We start from the raw sequence: 16,779 nt of genomic DNA, 5'->3' as shown, positions 1-16,779 counted from the left end.
GCAGCGGCCTTCGCCGCTGCCTGAAATTCAACGCTAACCGGCAGGGCCGGATGTACTAGCTGCCTAGTCTAACCACTTCTGCCAGATCACTGAAGTGATCCAGCACAATATCTGGATCGCTGGCACTGATTGGCTGGCCGTAGTTGTAACCGTAGGTCAAGCCAACAACATAACACGAGGCCGCCTTGGCAGCCAGAATGTCATTGCGCGAATCCCCGACCATCAGCAGCTCGTGGCTTGCCAGCTGGTGTTTTTCCATCAGCCAATGCAGAGCACAAGGATCGGGCTTTCGTTGCGGGAAGGTATCGCCACCAATCACATCGACGAAATACTCGGCAATCTTGTGCTCCTCTAGCAGATGAGGCACAAACTGGGACGGCTTATTGGTAACAATCGCCATTGGGATCCCGGCACGGTGCATTGCAGCGAGGGTCTCAAGCACCCCCGGATAAAGCGCACTTTGGCGATGGCCGCCTTCATCGTAGAAGCGATCGAACAAACGGCGCGCCTCCTGATGAAGCAGCGGATCGAGATCGGGGGACACGTCCATATCTCGGCTTAAGCAGCGGCCAATCAGAATATCCGCACCATTGCCAATCCAGGTCGTCACCTGCTCTAGGGTCACCCCGGGAAGGCCGAGGGCTTGCATGGTTTGGTCCGCTGCCAGCGCCAAATCAGGCACGCTGTCTAGCAGCGTACCGTCAAGATCGAAAGCAACAAACTTAATGTCTTGTAGCGCCACCATTATCGCTCAACCTTCGCCAGCTCGGCACGCATCTTGTCGATTTCCACCTTGTAGTCAGGCTGGCTGAAAATCGCAGAGCCTGCGACAAACATATCCGCACCGGCCTCGGCGATTTCACGGATGTTGTCGGCTTTGACGCCGCCGTCAATCTCTAGGCGAATCGCACGGCCTGACTCGTCAATGCGCTTGCGCACCTCGCGTAGCTTGTCGAGGGTTGACGGGATAAACGACTGGCCACCGAAGCCCGGGTTGACCGACATCAGCAAAATCATGTCAATCTTGTCCATCACGTAGTCCAGGTGATGAAGCGGTGTTGCCGGGTTGAACACGACACCCGCCTGGCAGCCGCACTCTTTGATGAGTTGCAGGGTACGGTCAAGGTGATCCGTCGCTTCAACATGGACGGTGATCATGGTTGCACCGGCCTTGGCGAAATCCGGAATGATACGGTCAACAGGCTTGACCATCAGGTGCACGTCAATCGGCGCGGTGATCCCGTAGTCACGCAGGGCCTGACACACCGGCGCACCAAATGTCAGGTTCGGTACGAAGTGGTTGTCCATCACATCAAAGTGCACAACATCGGCACCCGCTGCCAGTACTTTCGCGACATCCTCACCCAAACGGGCAAAGTCTGCAGACAAGATAGATGGAGCGATCAAAAAATCCTTCATGTTCAGCCTCTATACGGTACTTACGGAAACGATTATTGGAAAATCGGCGCAATTCTACCCGATCAGAACAATATTGTCTTACCGGATTTGCCGCCCTATCTACGGGCTACACTAGGAAAAGGAGAGGCCTGGCACAACGGGAAAACAGAGAGGAGCAGGTAACGGAGGATGACCAAACCATCACCTAGCGGCGGGGGCAAGCAGCCACCGAAGCCCAACCTAATAAAGAGCGTGGCGGGCGCGCTATTGGGCGTACAATCCGAAGCATGCAGGAAAACAGATTTCAAACAGCCTAGCGCCCTACCGTTCATTGTCACGGGGGCACTGGCTATCGTTATCTTCGTGGGAATACTGATCGCAATTAGTCGCTGGATCGCCGGCTAGGCGTCACCGCGGCTGAATAATCAGTCTGGCTGGGCCGGAAACAGGGCCAACAGCTCATCCACCTTGTTGCGGCTACCGCCATTGCGGCTGATCGTGCGCTTGACCCTCACTACCGAGAGCTCGGCACCGTGGTACAGCCGACGGGTCAGGGTCGTATCGTGGTTTGAAATAAGCACGGGGATCCCCCGCTCTACGGCTGCCCGCTCGGCCACATCAGCCAAAGCCGCCTGATCATCCAGACTAAAACCGTTACCGGCATAAGAGGTAAAATTGGCCGTGGTGGACAATGGTGCGTACGGTGGATCACAGTACACCACACTCCCCTTACGAGCCCGAGAAAACGTCTGCTGGTACCCCTCGCAGACAAACGTCGCGCGCTTGGCCTTCTCGGCAAAGAAATACATTTCGTCTTCAGGGAAGTACGGTTTCTTGTACGAGCCGAACGGTACATTGAACCCACCTTTCTTGTTGTAACGGCACAAACCGTTAAAACCGTGGCGGTTCATATACAGGAAATACAGCGAGCGCTGATAAGGGTCCTGGGTCTTATTGAATGCCTCGCGAATATCGAGGTAGGCACCCTTTTGGTTGAATTCAGCCGTAAACAACGCCTTGGCATCACGGACAAACTGCTCCGGCTGCTCTTTAATGATGTTGTAAAGGTTGATCAGATCCGGGTTGATATCTGCCAGTAGGTACTGCTCATAATCGGTATTCAAAAATACCGAGCCCGCACCAACGAACGGCTCTACCAATTTACGTGCAGGAGGCAAGTGGCGCTTGATGTCCTCAACCAGAGAGTATTTTCCCCCAGCCCATTTCAGGAATGCACGATGCTTCTTCATTCGGCTAACCACCAATACCTACTTTGTAACGAAAGGTGGCGGATTGTACACCATTCATGCTGCCTCTGATACCGAAATCCCGGAAATATCTCCCACTATGAACGTTATTTGACGCGATCCATTTCAAGCTGAATTTGGCGGAATGACTTCGCCCACGGTTGAACAGCCTGAACCCGAGCTGGCAGCGAATCCTCTGCCTCGCGGGCTGCGGCAACATTGCGATAGTTGCCTGTCACGATAATAAACCACGGCTCACCACTACGCAGGGTCCGATATACCGTTGCTTTCCCCGCCATGTCGTAATCTGCCAAAAACTCCTCGGCCGCCTGCAACGAGCGTACTGCGGCAAGCTGCAAGGCATAATGCTGCGGCGGGTACTGGCGCAACGTCGCCCCCAGCTCAGCTTTCGCTCTGGCTTTTGACTTATCCGCCGGTGGCGTTTTCGGCGCGGCTTTAACCTCAGGGACCGGCTTGGCCGTTGGCCGCTTCGTCTCTGCTGCCGCTTGTTTCGGCACGACCGGCGGCTTCGTTACCGTTTGGGCCTCAGGCTTCGCTTTGGGCTCGGGCTTTAGTTCCGGAGCAACTACCGGCACCGGTTCACGTTTTTCCTCGGCGCTTTTCGGTTCAAGCACCGGCTTGCCTTCGGGCAATACGGGCTGCAGCAGATCCTGCCTTGCCACTACGGCATTCTCACCGGATCCACCCACAGCCTGCTCATCGAGCATGGCATCGACAACCGCCGAAGGCACGACAACACGAGGGGGGCTGTCCTTGCGGCCAACCGTCTGCCCTTCCAGCATCACTTCTGGTGGCAGACTCGCACTGTCATCGTAGATACCCGACGCGGGCAGATCCGTATTGCCCGACACCGTCTTCGCATCGGCGGCAACCAAGGCCTGATCCAATTGCTGCTGGTTAATCCCACCGCTGACAACTGGCGCTGGGGACGGAGCGGGCTCCGCTGACCACAGCCACCATCCCAGGCCAAGCAGGGCTGCCGCCCCACCAAGAGCCAGGGCCGCCTTCGGCGAAAATCGATACCCGGCTGTTGCCGTATCATCGCTGTACTGCATCTTCACCAGATCCCCGGGCAGATTCCCGTCCCGTCCCCCGAGTTGCTCACGGTACCAACGCCGGGCGGCAGCATCGAGTTGTAATCCCAAAGCCCGCTCCACAAACAACAGCGATTCCTGTTCATCCAATGCCGAGATATCCACCTCGATCGGGTGTATTTCCTTCGCCGCAGTAGTCTGGTCATTACTGCTGTCCAAACGCCCAGGGAGACTAAACAGCAATACATTCACCTGCGAACCACGGTTCGCCTGTGTTTGCTGATGCCAATCCCAAAGCTCTGCAACCAGTACTGGGCTGAGCAGGTGAGCATCATCAACCACCAACAACATATCAACCCGCTCGCCAGCGAAAATACGCTCGAGGGTTTGTCCTAACGGGTCCTGATCATTAAACACCGCCTTCGGTGCCAACTGTTGCAACAGATAGGCGCGTTGCTGGCTGGCTGTCTGGCTGGCGTGGCAAAGCAAAAGCGCCTGCTGCCGAGCGCCTGCCCATGCTTCGAGGTAACGCTGGGAGAGCCAGGTCTTGCCGGCACCGGCAGCACCTGTGATATGGATAAGATTGGAGCTAAAGCGGGTAAGGAACTGGAGACGAGAGAGAAGCTGGGTCTGAGAATCCAGATCCAGCGCCTGCGTATGCATATCTGTGTTCATGGGCTACTGAGTTAGTCGCTGATGGCGCGGCGCAAAATATCTTCTTCCACACCAGCCACCAATTCCGCCTTGCCGATCGCCGTCGGCAAAATCAGGCGCAGCTGGCCAGAGAGCACTTTTTTGTCACGCATCATATGTTTGAGATAGCCCGGAAAATCCATTGTCTCAGGCCCCTTAACTGGCAATTTGGCTTTTTCCAGCAGGCTGACGATCCGCTCGACATCCTGCGCGCCGATACGGCCTAGCATCTGTGCAGCTCGGGCAGCCTGGACAGTACCGGCAGCCACTGCCTCACCGTGAAGCCAATTGCCGTAGCCCATTTCAGCTTCAATGGCATGGCCGAAGGTATGGCCGAGATTCAGCAAGGCCCGCACACCGGACTCTTTCTCGTCTGCGGCGACGACATCAGCTTTGATCTGGCAACAACGGCCAATTGCGTAGCTCAATGCATCATTATCGAGAGCCTGAAGGCGCTCGATATTCTGCTCAAGCCAGCAGAAAAATTCACCATCGGCAATAATGCCGTATTTAATCACCTCTGCCATACCGGCCGCAAACTCACGCTCGGTCAGGGTATGTAGGCATTGGTTATCGATGATCACAGCCTTGGGCTGGTAGAACGCACCTACCATATTTTTGCCAAGGGGATGGTTGACGGCGGTTTTACCCCCGACAGAGGAATCAACCTGCGCCAGCAGCGTTGTCGGGACCTGAACAAAGTCCACACCGCGCTGGTAGCAAGCCGCCGCAAAACCCACAACATCGCCAATCACCCCACCGCCAAGGGCAACCAAAACCACATCTCGGCCATAGTTGCCTTCCAACAGAAAGCTCATAATTTGGTTGAAGGTTTCGAGGCTTTTGTACTGCTCGCCATCAGGCAAGGAGAGCAAAGCAACATCGCAAGAGAGAGAACGGATAGTCCCGATCACCTGTTCGGCGTACAGCGGGGCTACCGTTACATTGCTGACCACGACAACACGTCGTCCGGCAGGGATTGCCGCAGAGAAAAGGGCTGGGTCATCGAACAACCCGGCGCCGATTGAAATTGGGTAACTTCTGTCACCGAGATTGACGTTAATCCGTTCCATGGCCAGCTCTCTTGTTGATTAGCGCTCTTCAAGCATCTTGATGATTTGGTTCGCGACAACCTTGGCGCTCTGATCATCAGTGCGCACGACATAGTCGGCGATCTCTTCATACAGTGGATTACGATCCTGTGCAAGTTCCTCCAGAACTTCACGCGGAGTATCGGTCTGCAGCAACGGGCGCTTTTTATCACGCTGCGTACGAGCAAGCTGCTTCTCAATCGTCGTTTCAAGGTATACCACAATACCACGGGCAGACAAGCGATTGCGGCTCTCTTTGCTTTTTACCGAGCCACCACCTGTTGCCAGGACAATACCTTGCTGCTGGGTCAAATCATCAATGACCTTCTCTTCGCGAACACGAAAGCCTTCTTCGCCTTCCACGTCGAATACCCAGCTGATATCCGCACCTGTGCGGTCCTCAATTACCGTATCGGAGTCAAAGAACTCCATATGTAACTGCTGTGCAAGGTGTCTACCTATAGTACTTTTGCCGGCACCCATTGGGCCGACCAGGAAAATATTTCGTTTTTCAGCCATTTTTAGCAATATTTACGCGCGGTTAATATAACGACACCGCCCGCAGGCTTAAGTGAAAACAAGCCCGAGGCGCCAACTTCCTCACATTTAATTCGTGATAAGACCGAAAATTATCTCAAGACAGGGCTAGGGTTGGCAATAGCTAGACGGGATTTATTGCCGAAGAAGACCCTTAAACGGGCCTTCAACGTAAAACAACAAGGGGTTAACTCACTGACGGACAATCTTAGGCGTGACAAAAATCAACAATTCGCGCTTGCCCATTTTTTCCATTGTGCTCCTAAACAGCGCGCCAAGCACCGGAATATCCCCCAATACCGGAATCTTCTGAATCTTGTTGTTGAGCGTATGCTGGTAGATCCCGCCCAGTACCACAGTCTCGCCGTTGTCGACCAGAACCTGGGTACCAATTCGCTGGGTATCAATCGACACCGCTTCGCCAGTACCGGCTTTCACCACATCACCCACCTTGTCCTGGGTAACCACCAAATCCAACACCAACTTGCCATCGGCAGTGATCTGGGGTGTCACCATCAGGCTCAAAACCGCCTTCTTGAAGCTCACCGACACCGCACCGCTCGATGCCGCTTCAAGGTACGGAATCTCGGTACCCTGCTCGATGTAGGCCGTCTTCTTGTTGGTGGTCATCAAGCGCGGGCTTGAGATAATCTCGGCTTTTTTCTCCTCCTGCAATGCCGACAGCTCCAGATCCAAGAGGACATCGCCCATCTTGGCCACTTGGAAGGCGACACTAGAGGCACCCGCACTGGTCGCCGCCAGGTTAACGTTCAAGAACTCGTCCACCGTAGCCTTGCGGTCAAGCAGTCCAACCGATGCCAGGTTATTCTCTATCGAGCCGCCGACGGTATTGGTACCGTCCGTACTCAAAATCCCCCAACGCACGCCGAGTTCATCAATATCCCCCTCGTCAACCGTCACGATACGCGCTTCAATCTGCACCTGATCGACCGGAATATCCAATGCCGCCACGATATCGCGCACGTTGGCCAGGTTCTCAGGGATATCATTGATAATAATCGAGTTGGTCCGCTCATCGACATGCAGCGAACCTCGGCCAGAGAGCATACTAATACCGTCCTCAGCTCCGGCCAGCAACTCGCCCAGCTCCGTCGCCTTGGCAAAGTTAAGGGTAATGATCTCCGACTGCAGCGATGCCAGCTCTTCTTCCTTGCGCTGCGCCTCCAACTGCTCCTGCTCGCTGCGCATCAACTCTTCTTTCGGCGCAATCATCACCACCGAGCCCTGCTCGCGCTTGTCGAGGTTCTTCGACTTGAGGATAATATCCAGCACCTGTTTCCACGGCACATCATCCAAACGCAGGGTCAGGTTGCCGGTCACCGAATCAGATACCACCAAGTTAAAATCGTTATATTCCGCTATCAACTGCAAAACGTTACGTACCGGCACATCTTGGAAGTTGATGGAAATTGGCTTGCTGTCATAGGAAATAGTCGAGGTGTCAATCTTGCTTCGATCCTTCTTGGCAACAATCACCTCGAGCTTGTTGTTCTTGCTCTTGTAATCATACAAGTAGTCACCGCTCATGGTCAGTACCAAGCGGACACCACGCTTGGTACGCAGGGATTCAACTGTCTTGACCTGGGTGGCGAAGTCAGCCACATCCAAGACATAAAGCATGTCATCGGCAATATCAGTGTCGATAAAATCGACATACAGCAGGCGGCCGTTACGGCGCAAGTCAACTACCGAGCGAGATTGCTCAAGATCCACTATCAAGACCCCGCTCCCTTCCGAGTTACGGGTGAAATCAAGACCGCGGATATGGTTCGAGACCGAGGCCATGGCGGCTGCGCTAGCAAGCCACAGCACAATGGCAAGTCCGATTTGGCCGACCCGGGCCCATACACTATATTTCCTTCCTTGGGACGCATAACTTGTCATAGTTCTCTGTCTCTTAACTAGTAGGCTTAACCTGTTTTGCCAATGTCAGCTTGATCGGGCGTTTCAGCCAGCAACCCTCGCCATCCGGCAATACTTCTTCAACTTCAACACTCTTCGGCAGAACTTTGAGAATCCGCCCCTGGTTCACCCCCAGGTAGTGCCCTTCACGTACTTTTACCAACTTGCCAGCAGGGGTATAAATCAACGCCCACAAGCTACTGCCCTGCCCCATAACCCCCCGCATGCTCAACTGCTCAAGCGGGTAGGCTTCAAGCGGCGTCCGCTTACTGCGCAGCTCCGGCTGCCAACAGGCGGCATTTCGCGCCTGCTGGGCCAACTCAGGACGGGGCTGCAAGAACGGCACCCGAGGGCTGGTCATCACAAACTCCTCAGCCACAAATACCGGCTGGGCATCAAGCGGCTCAACATTGGCCTTCGCCTCAAGATGGGCGGTGTTGATAAACTGTTCTATTGAGTCCTCGTTGGCACGGCACCCCATCAAGGCAAGGGCGGCGACACTCAGAGCAAACCACTGTTGCCTTTTCATACCTCCTCCTTAGGTGCCTTCGGGGCCTTAAAGCGGAATGTCGTTGCCGACACATTCAGTGTCAGCAAGGTATCATCTTCCTCGTCACGAACGAGGGTTATGTCCTTGAGCAGGACAATCCGAGGCAAAGCCGCAATATCCGCAGCAAACTGACCGATGTCTTCATAACCGCCTGTCAGCTCGATACTGATCGGCAGCTCAAGGTAGAGCTCATGCTCAACCCGCTTGGCCCATTCAATGCGATGGAACTCGAGGCCATTGCGCACCCCGATATCATTGACATCAGCAAGCAAGCTGGCCAACTCGTCTTCTTCGGGAAGCTGGCGCACCACCTGCTGGTAGCGATCTTGCAAAATCTCAATCTGTGCTTTGATTTTCGGCAAAGCGGCAACCTGGTTGGCCCGCCGGATAACCTGCATCTTGAGCTCTGCCTCTTTGTTTTTCAGTACGGCCAACTCATCTTGCATAGGAGAGAGCCAATACCAATAGCCAGCTGCCGCGACCAGAATCGCAACCAAGGTTGCAACGACCCCCTGAGCGGCAGCCGGCCACTCCATCATTTCATCCAGTTCCAAGTCCTGCCAGTTACTCATTTGTCTGTCCCTGATCTAGTAAATTGTGTAGCTCTGGCGGCAGTAAGGTAAAAGACGCGCGGAACACAGTGCGCTCTTTGGGTTCTTCCTTGGCAGCAACAATCGAGTGCATGGCGATATCTCGAATCCATTCGGACTGCTCACCATTGCCGAGCAAGGTTGCCAGTCGCCCGTTCGACTCACCCATCCCATTGATCTGAACCCAGTTATTTTCCGTCGACAACTCATCGAGATAGACCCCTTGCGGAACCACGCCCGGCATCAAGCTAAGCAGCCGCGTCACTTGGTTGCGGCCTTTTTGAATATCGGCAATAACCGCCAGGCGCTCGACCAGAGCGTCGCGCTGGGCATCCAGCTCCGGCAGCATCGACAACTCATCTTCAAGACGGGTAAGCTCCTGATCCAGCTGTCCGTTACGCGCATGCTGAATTTCGTGCTGCTGGCTGTACCAGCCAGACACCAGCCAGACACAGCCCAGTGCCACCAGAATCGCCGCTGACAGCATGCCGAAGAAGCGTTGCTGGTGCTGCTTCTTGCGTGCATCACGCCACGGCATCAGGTTAAGTTTTGCGATCATTGGGAACCCCCTCGAATCGCCAGACCGGCCGCAACTGCGTATTGGCTCATCGGACCGTTCAGTTGGCTACTAAGCTTGGGATTGCATTCAAATCCAGATAGCGGCTCCATCACCTTGACGTCGATGCCCAGCATTCTGCCAAGGCTCTCTGCCATCACATACTGCTGGCCGCCGCCGCTCAACCATACTCCCTGCATAGCAGCACGAGGATGGGTAGAGTTATAAAGCTGTAGTTGGCGCTTGAGGTTGTCAGACAACAGCTTGGTAAACTGTTCGACCAGCTCCGCAGACACCCCGGTCACCGACGGCCCCTCCTGCTGCATGCCCGGCAGGCTTTCGCTGCCAAAGGCCAGCTCGCGGTGATAGGCCGCCCCATTTTGCGGCTTGACGCTGAACTCGGTGCAGCGGCGGCCGATATTGATCACCCCCCACAACCCGTCGGTCTTGGTCTGCTCGCGGGTATACTGTTCAAGCCAAAGCAAGGCGTGGGTCTGCAACTCAACCACCTCAGGTGACAGGCGCGCCTTGCGCAGCGTTTCAGTCCGGCTGTCCACCGTCTCACGACGTGCGGCAAAAACCTGAAATGGCTGGGTGGGAGCTGATTCCTTGAAACCCCCGGATTCCAATGGGAAAAAGTCTATGCGTAGTTCATCAATAGGGAATGGCGACGATGCGCTCAATGCTTGCTCAACGGCAAACATTGCTTCGTCATCACTGAGGTGACTGTCAAGCTGAATGACTTTGCTGATCACTGCACTGTCGGGTAATGCCAGAACCGTTTTACTGGCTCCACGCGGCATTGCTTTTTTTAATTTACGTACGGCTGACAACAAGGCTGGCGCATTCACGCTATGCTGATCATTAACCACCGACGCCGACAGCACCACCTCTGCAAAGGCAGCCAATTCCAACTTGGACTTTTTCTGCCTCAAGGCCACTGCTTTGATACTATGATGGCCAATATCAATCCCAATTATTAGTGGGTTCAGAAACATACCGTGCTATGCTCCCTCTAGACGGAATAGCAAAATGATTATTTAAGTTAAACACCCCGGTAGAGCGTTAATTTTCCAGAAGTTATCTTTATACTACTGGTGGAAACTTATTAAACGCACGAATGACGGTGCAACGGGAAATCTCAAGTGAAGTTCATAAAGCGATTACTGATATTTGCAATGATTTGCATAATTCTTGGAGTCACTACAATTTTTGGCTTTTACCTTTATGTGAAGCCGGAACTCCCAGATGTGGCTACATTGAAACATGTTGAATTACAAACGCCTATGCAGGTATTCAGCCGCGATGGCAAATTGATCTCCCAATTTGGTGAGAAGCGTCGCATTCCGCTATCTTTAGACCAAATTCCTCCGCAAATGATCCATGCCATCATTGCGACCGAGGACAGCCGCTACTACGAGCACCCGGGTATCGACCCGATCGGCATCGCCCGAGCCGCCTTCGTTGTTGCAACGTCTGGGTCGGCAAGGCAGGGGGCCAGTACCATTACCCAGCAGCTTGCCCGTAACTTCTTTCTCTCCAATGAAAAGAAGATCATGCGGAAAATCAAAGAGATTTTCATCGCGATCCACATCGAGCAGCTTCTGAGCAAAGACGAAATCCTTGAGCTTTACCTCAACAAAATTTACCTCGGTTACCGTGCCTACGGTGTCGGGGCTGCCGCACAGGTATACTTCGGCAAGGATGTCAGCCAGCTGACACTGAGCGAAATCGCGATTATTGCCGGCTTGCCCAAAGCACCTTCGACAATGAACCCGATCTATTCCGTCGATCGCGCGACGACTCGCCGCAATGTGGTACTGGGCCGTATGCAGGCCGAAGGCTACATCAGCCAAGCCGAGTATGATCAGGCCCGCAACGAACCGATTATCGCCCGCTACCACGGTGCAGAAATCGAACTGAGCGCGCCTTACTTTGCCGAACAGGCCCGTGCCTGGATGGTCGATCGCTACGGTGAGGACGCCTACACCTCTGGAATGCGTGTCTACACTACGGTTGACCCAACCATGCAGCGCGCAGCCCAGCAAGCAGCCATCAGCAACCTACTGGGCTATGACCAGCGTCATGGCTACCGCGGTGCCGTGGCCACGCTATGGAAGAGCGGCCAACCCGCATGGGATATGGCCAGAATTGATGCCCACCTTGACAAACAGCCAAGCTACGGCGACCTCACGCCGGCCGTCGTCACAGATGTCGAAGGTAAAACCGCAACAGTGATTGCCAAAGGCGGCGAACGCCAGACCCTTGACTGGGACGGCATGAAGTGGGCCCGCAAGTTCATTACAGACAAGCGTCAGGGCCCGGCACCGAAAAAGGCGTCTGACATCCTTGCTGCCGGCCAGCAGATCTGGATCCAGCACAAGGGCGAACAATGGGCCCTGAGCCAAGTGCCGGACGCCAATACGGCATTTGTCGCGGTTTCACCGCAAGACGGTGCGGTCAAGGCGATGGTCGGCGGTTTCAACTTCATCCACAGCAAGTTCAACCGCGCCACCCAGTCCATCCGTCAGGTGGGTTCGGCAATCAAGCCGTTCATCTACTCGGCGGCATTGGATAACGGCATGACCCTTGCCACCTTGGTCAACGATGCGCCAATCAACCGCTGGGACCAGAGCATGGGCACAGCATGGCGTCCGAAGAACTCGCCACCGACCTACAACGGCCCTACCCGCCTGCGTCAAGGTTTGGCCCAGTCCAAAAACGTAATGGCGGTACGGGTACTGCAGAGTGTCGGTCTTGACGAGACGATCAATTACCTGACCCGCTTTGGCTTTAAGAAGAAAGACCTACCGCGCGCGGAGCCGCTGGCCCTAGGTGCAGGTAGCCTGACGCCGCTCGAAGTAGCGCAAGGCTTTGCCGTTTTCGCCAATGGCGGCTACTACGTCCAGCCATACTTTATCGCGCGCGTCGAAGACCCGTACGGCAATGTGGTCTATCAGGCCAACCCTAATATTGCCTGCAACAGCGAGTGCCAGAAAGAACGGGGCCACAGCAAGAGCACCGGTTTTACCCCATCGTCGGTAGTCGCCAATGATATCGCCATCAGCGAAGAATCACTGGATGCCAGCGACCTAGCCCAGCAGGGACAAACGGTACACTATGCACCACAGGTCATCTCAGAGCAGAACGCCTTCTTGGTTCGCGAAATGCTCGAGAGTAACATCTGGGGTGGCGGTGACTGGCGCCACGGCAGTGGCTGGAACGGTACTGGCTGGCGGGCACAAACCCTGAAGCGTCATGATATCGGCGGTAAGACGGGCACGACCAACGACTCCAAGGATGCATGGTACTCCGGCTTCGGCCCGAACATCGTCGCAACCGCATGGGTTGGCTTCGACAACCATAGCCGCAACTTGGGCAAGACCTCGTGGAACAACAACCTCGGCAAGGATCAAACCTCCGGTGCCGAGGCCGGTGCGAAAACCGCCCAACCGGCTTGGATCGCCTTTATGGACAAAGCGCTAGAAGATGTACCGGTCCAGCGCAAGGTCCTTCCAGCCGATATCATCAAGGTTCGTATCGACCGCGAAAGCGGCAAGCTGACCAACAGCACCGACTTCACCTCGATGTTCGAGTATTTCGAACAGGGCACCGAGCCTACCGAGATGGCCGGGGCAAGCGGGGTAAACGAGGGGATCTTTACCTCTGACAGTTCAGACGAACTGTTCTGATACTCCCCCACCCGAAACAAAAAGAGCGCCGTGATGGCGCTCTTTTTTTATTCCTCGCAACCAAGGCTGCCTAGTTCGATCACGCCGCACTATTACTGGCAGGCTCGAAATGACCAGTCATGAACTCTGAAACCAACTCGGCCAAAATCTCATAACGCCCCTTGAGCGGGGAGCCTGGACGATAAGCCAAGGTGATCAATCTGCTCGGCACGGGCTCACAGGCCTTGATATAGCAAACGCCATCGCGGCAGCGCTCGCTCGGCGTCGCCAGCTGCGGCAATAAAGTAATCCCACTACCAGCCGCCACCATATTGCGCAGTGTCTCAAGACTCGTCGCCTGGAAGCTCCCATCTTCCACCGCCCCGGCCGCGAAACAAAAGCCCATCGCCTGATCGCGCAGGCAATGGCCATCACCCAGCATCAGCAGGGTTTCGCCATGAAGCTGGGTCATAGCCAATTTGTCCAACCCGGCCCACGCATGGTCTTCCGGCACCGCAACCACCATCGGCTCTTGATAGAGCGGCAACTCGATAAACGGTTCGGATTCTTTGACCGCTGCGAGGATCATACAGTCGATCTTGCCCTCTTCGAGCTGATGGACAAGTTGGTGGGTCTGAGCCTCATGGAGGAAAAGCTCAAGTTCGGGGAAGCGCGCTTTTATCTGCGGAATGATATAAGGCAGCAGATAAGGCCCGACCGTCGGGATAAAGCCAATATGAAGCGGCCCGCTCATGCTGTCCCCTTGCTGGCTGGCCATCTCGGTGAGAACTTTGATCTCCAACAGTACCTTCTGAGCCTGCGCCACCAGCCCCAAGCCAGCATCGGTGAACAAGACCTTGCGGCTCGTACGCTCCAATAGGGCAACACCCAACTCATCTTCCAGTTTGCGGATTTGCCCGCTCAAGGTCGGCTGGCTAACAAAACAGGCCTCGGCAGCCTTGCGGAAATGCTTGTGCTCCGACAGCGCGACCAAATACTCCAAGTCTCGGATATTCATGCTTACCACTTTGATAGGAATTAACTATCAAAACCATAGCAGCAAACAATTAGAACTATCAAGCTGGAAATCGCATAATCATCACATCAACAGGGAGCAAGAAAAGATAAGCTCCGGTTGCAAATGACCAAACAAACATCACAAATTTAATAAGGAATTCGATTATGTTCGTATCTAAAGAAGGCCACGCAGTACCACAAGTTACTTTCCACACTCGCAAAGGCGACCAGTGGGTTGACGTGACTACCGAGCAACTATTTGCCAACAAAACAGTGATTGTATTCAGCCTGCCTGGCGCATTCACCCCAACATGTTCATCAAGCCACCTACCACGTTACAACGAGTTGGCTTCGGTATTTGCTGAGAATGGCGTTGACGACATCCTATGTGTATCCGTTAACGATACCTTCGTAATGAACGCTTGGAAAGCCGACCAAGAAGCTGAAAACATCACCTTCATCCCTGACGGCAACGGTGAATTCACCAAAGGGATGGACATGCTGGTAGACAAAGAAGACCTAGGCTTCGGTCCTCGCTCATGGCGCTACAGCATGCTGGTTAAGAACGGCGTTGTGACAAAAATGTTCATCGAAAACGAAGAACCAGGCGACCCGTTCAAAGTATCAGATGCCGACACCATGCTGAACTACATTGCCCCTGACCACAAACTGCAGGAGTCAATCACAGTATTCACCAAGCCAGGCTGTCCATTCTGTGCCAAAGCCAAGCAAAACCTGATTGACAAGGGCTTGCAGTACGAAGAAGTCGTACTAGGCAAAGACGCGACAACAGTGAGCCTGCGCGCAGTATCGGGCCGCAGCACTGTACCTCAGGTATTCATCGGCGGTAAGCACATCGGCGGTAGCGAAGAGCTAGAAGCCTACCTGGGCTAACCCAGCACCTATAACAATAAGGGCCCGCACTGCGGGCCCAACCCGGCAAGATTTGGATTGGAGAGAACCTATGAATACCCTGAATGTTGATGTTGCAGTGATTGGTGGTGGTACCGCCGGACTGGGTGCCTACCGCGCAGCCAAGGCTTACACCGACAGCGTTGTGATGATCGAAGGCGGCCCTTACGGCACTACCTGTGCCCGCGTTGGCTGCATGCCATCAAAACTTCTTATCGCCGCAGCTGAAAGCGTTCACCAAATCGAGAAGGCGCCAGGCTTCGGTATCCACCCGCAGGGTGAAATCGTCATCAACGGCCGCGAGGTGATGGATCGCGTCAAGCGCGAGCGTGACCGCTTTGTCGGCTTCGTTCTAGAAGGGGTAGACGAGATCCCAGCCGAAGACAAACTTGCCGGTTATGCCAAATTTATCGACAACAACACTCTGCTTGTTGACGACCATACCCAAATCAACGCCAAGCGCATTGTGATTGCCACCGGCTCTCGCCCTGCCTACCCGGCAGTATGGAACGAGCTGGGCGACCGCCTCGTGATCAACGACGACGTGTTCAACTGGGATGATCTGCCAGAAGCTGTTGCCGTTTTCGGTCCGGGGGTTATCGGCCTCGAACTGGGCCAAGCCCTACACCGTCTGGGTGTGAAGGTGAAACTATTCGGTATCGGCGGCCAAGTCGGCCCGCTGACAGATCCAGAGATCATGGGTTATGCCGACAAGGCGTTCAAAGAAGAATTCTACCTTGATGCCGATGTAAAAATCGAAAGCATGAAGCGTATCGAGGGTGAGGACAAGGTTGAGATCCAATTCATCAACCACGACGGCGAACTAGAGACCTTTATCGTCGACTATGTCCTGGCTGCAACCGGCCGCCGCCCTAACGTTGACAAGCTCGGCCTTGAAAACACCAGCCTCAAGCTGGATGAGCGCGGCGTACCTGCAGCGGATTACTACACGCTGCAAACATCGGTCGAGACGATTTTCATCGCCGGCGATGCCAGCAACCAAATTCCGCTACTGCACGAAGCAGCCGATCAGGCACGTATTGCCGGTGACAATGCTGGCCGCTTCCCTGATATCCGAGCCGGTCTTCGCCGCTCTGTGATCTCAGCTGTGTTCTCCGACCCGCAGATTGCCATGGTCGGCGAGACCTACAAACAGCTTCAGACTCGCCTAGGCACTTGCGGTTGTTTCGCAACGGGTGAAGTCTCCTTTGAGAACCAGGGCCGCTCACGGGTGATGCTGCGCAACAAAGGGATGCTGCACGTCTACGGCGAACAAGGTACTGGCCGCTTCCTAGGCGCCGAGATGATGGGTCCTAACGCCGAGCACCTTGCCCACCTACTGGCTTGGGCACACCAAAACAAGATGACGGTTTCTGAGATGTTGGACATGCCGTTCTACCACCCGGTTATCGAGGAAGGCGTCCGCACCGCACTGCGCGACCTCAATGCCAAGCTCCAGCTCGGGCCTGAAATGATCAAGCACTGCTTGGATTGCGGTCCAGGCTGTTAATCGGCTCTCCTAGCACTACCGATCTGCCC

The 16,779-nt window shown here is 54.7% G+C and carries 16 protein-coding genes; 4 read left to right on the top strand and 12 right to left on the bottom strand.

Going from position 1 to position 16,779, the window contains the following annotated elements; translation table 11 throughout:
* Positions 1 to 55 precede the first annotated feature (55 nt).
* Positions 56 to 745: a phosphoglycolate phosphatase gene (locus ABT56_RS05405; RefSeq protein WP_047877844.1), complete on the bottom strand. Its 690-nt coding sequence runs from the start codon at positions 743 to 745 to the stop codon at positions 56 to 58.
* Entirely contained in the window at positions 745 to 1,419 is a 675-nt protein-coding gene (gene rpe, locus ABT56_RS05400) for a ribulose-phosphate 3-epimerase (protein ID WP_047877843.1), read from the bottom strand. Before rpe ends, ABT56_RS05405 begins: the two co-directional genes overlap by 1 nt.
* 168 nt (positions 1,420 to 1,587) lie before the next feature.
* Here rpe and ABT56_RS05395 point away from each other — a divergent pair, with 168 nt between their 5' ends.
* The gene (locus ABT56_RS05395) at positions 1,588 to 1,803 is read left to right on the top strand and encodes a DUF2970 domain-containing protein (protein ID WP_047877842.1); all 216 of its coding nucleotides are present in this window, start codon (positions 1,588 to 1,590) and stop codon (positions 1,801 to 1,803) included.
* A 20-nt stretch (positions 1,804 to 1,823) separates the two neighbouring features.
* On the opposite strand, the gene dam is transcribed toward ABT56_RS05395, so the two are convergent.
* From dam to pilM, 9 genes are all read right to left on the bottom strand, one after another.
* Positions 1,824 to 2,648 carry an adenine-specific DNA-methyltransferase gene (gene dam, locus ABT56_RS05390; RefSeq protein ID WP_047877841.1) on the bottom strand — a complete coding sequence of 275 codons (825 nt, stop codon included), beginning with the start codon at positions 2,646 to 2,648 and terminating at the stop codon, positions 1,824 to 1,826.
* Between the two features lie 104 nt (positions 2,649 to 2,752).
* Complete coding sequence (locus ABT56_RS05385) at positions 2,753 to 4,375, bottom strand: AAA family ATPase (RefSeq protein WP_047877840.1); 1,623 nt, start codon at positions 4,373 to 4,375, stop codon at positions 2,753 to 2,755.
* A gap of 11 nt (positions 4,376 to 4,386) precedes the next feature.
* On the bottom strand, positions 4,387 to 5,466 hold the full coding sequence (gene aroB / locus ABT56_RS05380) for a 3-dehydroquinate synthase (RefSeq protein ID WP_047877839.1): 1,080 nt from the start codon (positions 5,464 to 5,466) through the stop codon (positions 4,387 to 4,389).
* Between the two features lie 18 nt (positions 5,467 to 5,484).
* Positions 5,485 to 6,003, bottom strand: a complete 519-nt coding sequence (gene aroK / locus ABT56_RS05375; protein WP_047877838.1) for a shikimate kinase AroK — start codon at positions 6,001 to 6,003, stop codon at positions 5,485 to 5,487.
* Positions 6,004 to 6,213: 210 nt separating this feature from the next.
* Positions 6,214 to 7,926, bottom strand: coding sequence for a type IV pilus secretin PilQ (locus ABT56_RS05370; RefSeq protein ID WP_084722163.1), 1,713 nt, complete (start codon positions 7,924 to 7,926; stop codon positions 6,214 to 6,216).
* Positions 7,927 to 7,939: 13 nt separating this feature from the next.
* Complete coding sequence (locus tag ABT56_RS05365; RefSeq protein ID WP_047877837.1) at positions 7,940 to 8,473, bottom strand: pilus assembly protein PilP; 534 nt, start codon at positions 8,471 to 8,473, stop codon at positions 7,940 to 7,942.
* Positions 8,470 to 9,066 (bottom strand): type IV pilus inner membrane component PilO, encoded by a 597-nt coding sequence (locus ABT56_RS05360; protein WP_047877836.1) that lies wholly within the window; start codon positions 9,064 to 9,066, stop codon positions 8,470 to 8,472. The genes ABT56_RS05365 and ABT56_RS05360 overlap by 4 nt, the downstream gene beginning before the upstream one ends.
* A complete protein-coding gene (locus tag ABT56_RS05355; protein ID WP_047877835.1) occupies positions 9,059 to 9,643 on the bottom strand; it encodes a PilN domain-containing protein in 585 nt (194 codons plus the stop codon). Before ABT56_RS05355 ends, ABT56_RS05360 begins: the two co-directional genes overlap by 8 nt.
* Positions 9,640 to 10,638: a type IV pilus biogenesis protein PilM gene (gene pilM, locus ABT56_RS05350; RefSeq protein WP_047877834.1), complete on the bottom strand. Its 999-nt coding sequence runs from the start codon at positions 10,636 to 10,638 to the stop codon at positions 9,640 to 9,642. Before pilM ends, ABT56_RS05355 begins: the two co-directional genes overlap by 4 nt.
* Positions 10,639 to 10,785: 147 nt before the next feature.
* Here pilM and ABT56_RS05345 point away from each other — a divergent pair, with 147 nt between their 5' ends.
* Positions 10,786 to 13,332 carry a penicillin-binding protein 1A gene (locus ABT56_RS05345; RefSeq protein ID WP_047877833.1) on the top strand — a complete coding sequence of 849 codons (2,547 nt, stop codon included), beginning with the start codon at positions 10,786 to 10,788 and terminating at the stop codon, positions 13,330 to 13,332.
* A gap of 79 nt (positions 13,333 to 13,411) precedes the next feature.
* Here the strand turns inward: ABT56_RS05345 and oxyR are convergent, their stop codons facing one another.
* A complete protein-coding gene (gene oxyR, locus ABT56_RS05340) occupies positions 13,412 to 14,329 on the bottom strand; it encodes a DNA-binding transcriptional regulator OxyR (protein WP_047877832.1) in 918 nt (305 codons plus the stop codon).
* A gap of 164 nt (positions 14,330 to 14,493) precedes the next feature.
* Between oxyR and ABT56_RS05335 the strand changes: the two genes are divergently transcribed.
* A complete protein-coding gene (locus ABT56_RS05335) occupies positions 14,494 to 15,222 on the top strand; it encodes a glutathione peroxidase (RefSeq protein WP_047877831.1) in 729 nt (242 codons plus the stop codon).
* 70 nt (positions 15,223 to 15,292) lie between these two features.
* The gene (locus tag ABT56_RS05330) at positions 15,293 to 16,750 is read left to right on the top strand and encodes a dihydrolipoyl dehydrogenase (protein WP_047877830.1); all 1,458 of its coding nucleotides are present in this window, start codon (positions 15,293 to 15,295) and stop codon (positions 16,748 to 16,750) included.
* The last annotated feature ends 29 nt before the right edge of the window (positions 16,751 to 16,779 follow it).

The organism is Photobacterium aquae, from assembly GCF_001029445.1.
Classification (GTDB): Bacteria; Pseudomonadota; Gammaproteobacteria; order Enterobacterales; family Vibrionaceae; genus Photobacterium; species Photobacterium aquae.
The sequence above is the reverse complement of the archived record's forward strand: the minus strand, read 5'-3'. Positions and strand labels throughout refer to the sequence as shown.

Excerpts from the sequence above, each read along its gene's own strand:
- oxyR (WP_047877832.1), bottom strand. The coding sequence starts at position 14,329 with ATGAATATCCGAGACTTGGAGTATTTGGTCGCGCTGTCGGAGCACAAG.
- aroB (WP_047877839.1), bottom strand. The coding sequence starts at position 5,466 with ATGGAACGGATTAACGTCAATCTCGGTGACAGAAGTTACCCAATTTCA.
- rpe (WP_047877843.1), bottom strand. The coding sequence starts at position 1,419 with ATGAAGGATTTTTTGATCGCTCCATCTATCTTGTCTGCAGACTTTGCC.
- ABT56_RS05330 (WP_047877830.1), top strand. The coding sequence starts at position 15,293 with ATGAATACCCTGAATGTTGATGTTGCAGTGATTGGTGGTGGTACCGCC.
- dam (WP_047877841.1), bottom strand. The coding sequence starts at position 2,648 with ATGAAGAAGCATCGTGCATTCCTGAAATGGGCTGGGGGAAAATACTCT.
- ABT56_RS05365 (WP_047877837.1), bottom strand. The coding sequence starts at position 8,473 with ATGAAAAGGCAACAGTGGTTTGCTCTGAGTGTCGCCGCCCTTGCCTTG.
- ABT56_RS05355 (WP_047877835.1), bottom strand. The coding sequence starts at position 9,643 with ATGATCGCAAAACTTAACCTGATGCCGTGGCGTGATGCACGCAAGAAG.
- ABT56_RS05370 (WP_084722163.1), bottom strand. The coding sequence starts at position 7,926 with ATGACAAGTTATGCGTCCCAAGGAAGGAAATATAGTGTATGGGCCCGG.
- ABT56_RS05395 (WP_047877842.1), top strand. The coding sequence starts at position 1,588 with ATGACCAAACCATCACCTAGCGGCGGGGGCAAGCAGCCACCGAAGCCC.
- aroK (WP_047877838.1), bottom strand. The coding sequence starts at position 6,003 with ATGGCTGAAAAACGAAATATTTTCCTGGTCGGCCCAATGGGTGCCGGC.
- pilM (WP_047877834.1), bottom strand. The coding sequence starts at position 10,638 with ATGTTTCTGAACCCACTAATAATTGGGATTGATATTGGCCATCATAGT.
- ABT56_RS05405 (WP_047877844.1), bottom strand. The coding sequence starts at position 745 with ATGGTGGCGCTACAAGACATTAAGTTTGTTGCTTTCGATCTTGACGGT.
- ABT56_RS05360 (WP_047877836.1), bottom strand. The coding sequence starts at position 9,066 with ATGAGTAACTGGCAGGACTTGGAACTGGATGAAATGATGGAGTGGCCG.
- ABT56_RS05385 (WP_047877840.1), bottom strand. The coding sequence starts at position 4,375 with ATGAACACAGATATGCATACGCAGGCGCTGGATCTGGATTCTCAGACC.
- ABT56_RS05335 (WP_047877831.1), top strand. The coding sequence starts at position 14,494 with ATGTTCGTATCTAAAGAAGGCCACGCAGTACCACAAGTTACTTTCCAC.